The following is a 6,205-nucleotide window of genomic DNA, read 5'->3' as shown; positions in this document are numbered from 1 at the left end:
CGCTCCAGCCACACCCGGACTCTAGACCACATAGACACCAAAGTCACGGACATTGCACCTCGTCGAGCCCGTCGAGAACGATCAAGGTCGCGACGAGGGCGAATAGTTCCTGCACCTCCGCGGGCGCGACGGGCGTTCCCGCTGCGTAAGTCATGACGTCCGCAAGGAAGTACTCGAGGCCGGCCATGGCGATGGGGCGCTTCTTGGTCTTCGTCGGGGCATCCGACTCAGTGTCGAACACGTCGACGCCGTTCATCCATCGTGCGTAGTCGCTCAGGTCGACCCGGACGGGGAAGAGCGGCTTGGCCACAGCGGGAAAGGTCTGCGGTCGCAAGATGGCTGGCACAAACGCGCTGCGGTGAACCTGGGAGATGTACTGGGACAGAGTGGACTTTCCCTGGCCCGGGGCGCCTCGGACGACGGTGTTCCAGTCTCGTGCCGTCGTCGGCACGACGTTTAGAAGGTACTCGGCGGCTCCGCCGAGGGGCTGGTGGGTGAGGAGCTCGGGACTGCGCCGGTCGCGGACCGTCAATTTACCTGCGTGCACATCGATGAATAGATCGGCGACCTTTTCTCGGTCGATGTCCACCTGACTGAACTTGACGCGCTCGTCCTCGTCCCACTGGACCGCAGCAACCTTGCGGACAAGCTTGCGCAGTCGGCTGTCCTGCTGGCCAGCTCTGTCTTCGGCCACCAGGTAGCGGATCAGCTCCCAGCCGGCGAGCATGTCGGCATACCTCCACAGCAGGCCGTCGTCGGAGTTGTCCACCATGGCGTCGATGGCTTCCCGCCACAGACAGGTCATCTCCTCCAGGCCGTAAGCCTTGGCATGCTGGTCTAGGAGAACGTTAAGTTTGTCGAAGGTCCCGGTGCCTGCTTTCCCGGTGCTCGGGATGTTGGTCACCAACACGTATCGCCTGGCTCCCTCGCTTACCAGACGTCTGATGTTTTCGGCCTCGCCGGCTACTGCGCTATCCAGCCACTTGATCGGGTCCTTCTCCTTGCCGTTGACCGACCACTTGACCTGGTAGATCAGTGACCTTTCTGACCCGCGCAGGCCGTCTCTGCCACCGTCGGCCTGTCGGATTGGCAGGGGAACAAAGTCAGCGAAGCGGGCGGTCAGCAGGGAGCTCGCCAGAAGTTGGAAGTTGTGGTCCCCCAACCGCTCATACAGGTACTTATAGCGACTCTCGGGCACCCCTTCACGCTACTTGGTGGTGCAGACACGATTGGGCAGCAACGGCCGGGTGTCGCATCTCAGAGAGGCGCGGCCGACTTTGGCGAGTATCCGTCGTCCTCGGCGCCTTCGGCCCACCGCACTTCTTCTGGCCCCAGCGGTAAGTTCGCAACGCGGCTGGGAATGTCCCCGTAGGGGCATCCGCCGCGCCCGGACTCGCGGTCCTAGATTCGCTTTGTTTGCTCAGAGCCTTCCCGCGCACCCCGGGCGCGTCACTGTGGGCTACTAGACACTTTCGGTAGGGCCGATGTCTGGCCAGACTCGGTCTAGGTGCTCGGCGAGGCGCTCTCTATTGGGCTGCCCACCAGCGCGATCGGTGTGGCTCACCAGCGGTCTGCGGCCCCGCCGGGCGCCGTGACGAGGCGTGGCTCCAGAGGGGACTGCCCTGCTCGTAGTAGCACTGCCCACCTCGCCGTCCACATCGGTCACGAGCGAAGGAGAGCAGCAGATGCGACACATCATCATCGGGGTCGATCCCCACAAGTTGTCGGCCACCATCGAGGTCCTCGACGAGCACGAGCGGGTCCTGGGTTCGGGACGGTTCACCACGGACCGGGCCGGCTACGCCGCAATGCGCAGGTACGCGAAGGCCTGGCCGCAGCGCACGTGGGCGGTCGAGGGCGCCAACGGCGCTGGCCGGCCGCTGGCGCAGCGGCTGCTGGAAGCGGGCGAACGGGTGCTGGACGTCCCGGCCAAGCTCGCCGCGCGGGTGCGCCTCTTCGACACCGGGCAGGGCCGCAAGACCGACGCGCTGGACGCGCACTCGATCGCGGTCGTGGCGGTACGCACCACGGGCCTGCGGGTGCTGCAGGTCGACGGCGACCTGGAGGCGCTGCGGATCCTGTCGGATCGCCGCGACGCGCTGAGCAGGCGGCGGGTCCAGATCGTCGACCGGCTCCAGGCCCTGCTCGCGGAACTCCTGCCGGGACAGGCGAAGAAGGACATCACCACCGGGCAGGCCAAGGCGATGCTCGCCTCGGTCCGCCCGCGGGACATCGCCGGGAAGATCCGCCGCCGGACCGCGGCCGAGGAGCTGGCCGAGCTGGTCGTGGTCGAGGCCAAGAAGAAGAAGGCCAGCGCCGAGCTCGAGGCGATGGTCCTGGCCCGCGGCTCGACGCTGATGGACCTGCACGGCGTGGGCCCGGCGGTCGCGGCCCGCGTCCTGGCCGACGTCGGCGACGTGGCCCGGTTCGCCGACCGCAACCGGTTCGCGTCGTGGACCGGCACCGCACCCTTGGACGCCTCCTCCGGGGAGCAGAACCGGCACCGGCTCTCCCGGGCCGGCAACCGGCGGATGAACCACGTGATCCACATCGCCGCGGTCACCCAGCTGCGCCTCGACACCGAGGGCCGCGCCTACTACCGGCGCAAGCGCGCCGAGGGCAAGAAACCCCCTCGAGGCGATGAGGTGCCTCAAACGCCGAATCTCCGACGCGATCTACCGGCAACTGCGCGCCGACGCCCACGCCGCCGACCAGGCGGCAGCCCTGACGGGCCCGGGAGGGCACTGCGGGGCGACTCTGACATCCAGCGCGGTCGACCTGCCCCCGCACATCGACACTTCGGATCAGCCACTTCCCGGACCCGCACCCACGACGCTACCCCCGGCCACCGCCCGTGCGAAGCCCCGCCCGGGCTCGGCTCCCCAGCGACCGCGCCGACGCGCCGGAGCCGTCAAGGTGCAGCGCCCCACCGGACGAACGACCTTGACGGCGACAAGCGCCGGCGCACACTCCAAAGAGCCGACCCCGGCCCCTTGACGTCAGAGGGGAGCCGCTATGACGCACCGCCTTTGACGGAACTCCCGGGCGGCCTTCGGGCCTCCGTTCACCGTCGCGAGGGGCTGGGACATCGCGCGGTTGTGCCCGTGAGGCCACCCGCCCCGTAGGCCTCGGCGTAGTAGAGGACGTCGTTGACGTACCAGTCGGCGTGGTTGTAGGCGAAGAGCGCCCGACGGACTCCGTCGAGCTCTCGTGTGGCTCCTGTGCGGAGCAGGTAGTTGGCGGCGGAGTGGATGCTGTCGGCGTTGTTGGTGATGTCGGCTCGTCGGTCGCCGTCGCCGTCGACTCCCATGGCGGCCCAGGTGGATGGCATGAACTGCATGATCCCTCTGGCGCCGGCCGATGAGGTGCCGGTGAGTCGGCCGTGGGCGGTCTCTTCCATGCCGACCCCGGCGAGCAGCTGCCAGGGAATGCCGTACTTCCCCTCGGCCTCGATGTAGAGGCGCAGGATGTCGTCGGGGATCGGCTGGGGCGGGTTGTGCAGGGAGTTCTGCCTGGGCTCGCCGGACGGTGGCAGCGCGGCGGTGGACTCGTCCGCCGCAGTCTCCCGTCCTTCCGTTGCCAGAGTGTCGGACGGTCCGACGTTGCGGCCGTCGAGGGGGGCGCCACGGTCGCGCATGAAGGCGATCGGGTCCACGCGTTCGCCGTCGACGATGACTTCGAAGTGCAGGTGGTTGCCGGTGCTGGCCCCGGTGGAGCCTTCGATGCCCAGTTGCTGCCCGACTGCGACGTCTGCGCCGGGAGCGATGGCGCGGTCGATGGTGGCGAGGTGGGCGTAGCGGGTCTTGATGCCTCCGGCGTGTTGGAGGTCGACGACGTTGCCGTAGCCGGCGGTGTCCCAGCCGGCTCGGACGACGCGGCCGGCGGTGACGGCGACGATGGGGCCGGGTCCGGGCTGGGAGGACATGTCCTGTCCGCCGTGGAAGTTCATGCGTTTGAAGACGGGGTGGAAGCGCCAGCCGATCCCCCGCGGGGAGACCGTGTAGGCCTGCACGAACGGAGGCCGCCACGCCCCCGTCGGGGGCACCGCTCCCCCGCATGCAGGGTTCGCGTTGGCGGCGTGTGCGGCGGCGCCGGCGACCATGAGCGCCACCACCAGCGGGGCGCACACGACCGCGAGGACGAGCGCTGCAACGCCCAGGACCTTGCCCACGCGAGCCCTTGGTCAGCCTGCCGGTGATGGCGTCGTTGGTGAAGGCGATCTCGAGCTCGGCGGGGTGCAGGACGGTCTGGACTTTGTAGGCCTGTTCGCCGACGCACCAGATGGCTCGGCCTTTGCCGTTCATGGCCCACCCGGTGACGAGGTCTCGGGCGATGGGTCCCAGGCCGAGGAGGGTCTCGAGCTCGTCGGCGACGGCGGCGTCCTGGCCGTGGAGGATCTTGATGTCGGCCAGGTGGAGCAGGTCCTTGGCGATGGTGACGGCTTGGGAGCCGGTGTCGCCGGCGGAGAGCAGGTCGGAGGGTTTGTGGGCGACGGCGAACTGGATGTCGCCGTCGCGGCGGGACAGGCGCAGGTCGGCGTCGAAGCTCTTGACGGCCTCCGGCCCGAGCCGCAGCTGCTTCCAGGACTCGTCGCGGACGACGATGCGCAGGTCGCCGGGGTTGGCGGTTTCGCGCATGGCGCGGCCCCAGGAGTTGAGGCAGGTCAGGGCGATGCCGACGGCGTCGTCACCGAGGGGCTCGAGCCGGGAGAGGCTCAGGGACTGGATGGGGGCGTGCCAGTCGACGTCGATGGTGGTGTGGTCGTCGAACAGGCCGGCCAAGGCCCCGGTGACGAGCTGGCCGAGGGCGTCGCGCAGGAGCCGGGTGTCGTCGAGGAACTGCTGCCGGCTGGCGTACCGGCATTCGGTGACGAGGGCGTCGGTGGGCGTATCGAGCGCCTGCCACAGCTGGGGGATGGTGACCTCCCGCAGCCGGCTCTGCCCGTGGGCGTAGCCGGTGAGGTCGGCGAGGGCGGTCTTGACGACGACCTCGTCGGAGGGCCCGAACGGGACCCGGGTGTCGCCGAGGCGCTGGCTGCCGACGTGGCCGCGGATCAGGGTGAGCCAGCGGGCGAAGACCACCGCGGCCCGGGCCTGTGCGGCCGCGGGGTCGAGGTGCTCCCAGCCTTGGCCGAGGGGGCCGAACGCGAGGGGGTTGATCCGGGCGGGCAGGCCGTGGCCGATGGCGAAGGGCTGGACGCTGAGGGCGTGGCAGAGCTTCTCGTACTCGTCCTTGGGGTCGCCGAGGATGAGGGTGCGGTAGCCGAACTCCATCATCCGCAGCACGAACGCCTTGACGGTTGCACTCTTGCCGCGGCCGGGTTTGCCGAAGGCGAAGATGTTGGGGTTGGTGACGGGCACGTCGTCGCGCAGGACCCAGCCGAGCGGGTCGGCGTAGAAGCTGCCACCGGAGAGCTGGTCGATGCCCATCTGCGCGCCGGTCGGCGGCAGCCCGGGGGTGGAGATGAACGGCCACAGGACGGGCGCCTGGTCGGAGGTCATCCGCCACGCCGCCACGGGGGCGTTCGCGGCGGCCCAGCCGCGTCCGGTATGCCGTTGACCCCGCTTGGGCGCGTAGCGGAACAGTCGCGGGTCGCGCCGGTTGTGTGCGGTCTGGGGTGAGGCGGGCAGGTCGTGGCCGAAGTCGGCGAGCAGACGGGCCACTCCCCTACCCCGTCGCCCCGCGCCTCGGGCTCCCCGGGGGGTCATGCGTCGCTCTTGCGGGTGAGGCTGATCCCGAGCGGGATGCAGCTGGCGGCGAAGGCGACGTCCTGGGCGAGGTCGAGACGCAGCGGGGCGTAGCCGGCGCGGCGGATGGCGGCGTCGAGCCGGCGCCCGTATTCGGCGACGCGGCTCGTCTTGGGGACGGTGACGGTGGCGACGGCATACGGGCGGGTCATGGCGTGACCGCGGGCGAGCTTGGCGTCCATGCCACGGGTCTGGTCGGCCTCGGCTCTCGCTTTGGCGCGCTGCTTGACCTTGGCGCGGTTGCGCAGCTCGTCGCCGAGGTCGGCGGCCCACTCGCTGGTCGCGGAGTGCCGGTCGGCGGAGCCCTGGCGCAGGATGGGGTAGGCGATGAGCAGGCTGCGCCGTTCGCCGGGCTCGGTGGGGGTCAGCACGGGGGCCAGCGCCCCCATGGCGGCGCCGCGGGCGGGCAGCTTGAGGGTGGCGCTGATGGAGTTCCACGCGTCGTGGCTGTAGTGCCG

The 6,205-nt window shown here is 69.8% G+C and carries 5 protein-coding genes; 2 read left to right on the top strand and 3 right to left on the bottom strand.

Annotated elements, in window-relative coordinates:
- Window positions 1-43: 43 nt before the first annotated feature.
- Window positions 44-1,198: a hypothetical protein gene (locus L0H79_RS19865; protein ID WP_301486374.1), complete on the bottom strand. Its 1,155-nt coding sequence runs from the start codon at window positions 1,196-1,198 to the stop codon at window positions 44-46.
- Window positions 1,199-1,685: 487 nt separating this feature from the next.
- Between L0H79_RS19865 and L0H79_RS19860 the strand changes: the two genes are divergently transcribed.
- Window positions 1,686-3,125 carry an IS110 family transposase gene (locus L0H79_RS19860; RefSeq protein ID WP_367652503.1) on the top strand — a complete coding sequence of 480 codons (1,440 nt, stop codon included), beginning with the start codon at window positions 1,686-1,688 and terminating at the stop codon, window positions 3,123-3,125.
- Here the strand turns inward: L0H79_RS19860 and L0H79_RS19855 are convergent.
- Window positions 3,065-4,171 carry a peptidoglycan DD-metalloendopeptidase family protein gene (locus L0H79_RS19855; protein ID WP_301486373.1) on the bottom strand — a complete coding sequence of 369 codons (1,107 nt, stop codon included), beginning with the start codon at window positions 4,169-4,171 and terminating at the stop codon, window positions 3,065-3,067. The two genes, L0H79_RS19860 and L0H79_RS19855, sit on opposite strands and share 61 nt — an antisense overlap.
- Window positions 4,172-4,235: 64 nt before the next feature.
- On the opposite strand from L0H79_RS19855, the gene L0H79_RS19850 reads away from it, so the two are divergent.
- Complete coding sequence (locus tag L0H79_RS19850; protein WP_301486372.1) at window positions 4,236-5,621, top strand: hypothetical protein; 1,386 nt, start codon at window positions 4,236-4,238, stop codon at window positions 5,619-5,621.
- An 83-nt stretch (window positions 5,622-5,704) separates the two neighbouring features.
- Here L0H79_RS19850 and L0H79_RS19845 read toward each other — a convergent pair.
- Window positions 5,705-6,205 (bottom strand): SCO6880 family protein (locus L0H79_RS19845; protein WP_367652502.1); only part of this gene is annotated, 501 nt, incomplete at its 5' end.

It is taken from the genome of Intrasporangium sp., from assembly GCF_030452765.1.
Classification (GTDB): domain Bacteria; phylum Actinomycetota; class Actinomycetes; order Actinomycetales; family Dermatophilaceae; genus Intrasporangium_A.
The sequence above is the reverse complement of the archived record's forward strand: the minus strand, read 5'-3'. Positions and strand labels throughout refer to the sequence as shown.

Excerpts from the sequence above, each read along its gene's own strand:
- L0H79_RS19860 (WP_367652503.1), top strand. The coding sequence starts at position 1,686 with ATGCGACACATCATCATCGGGGTCGATCCCCACAAGTTGTCGGCCACC.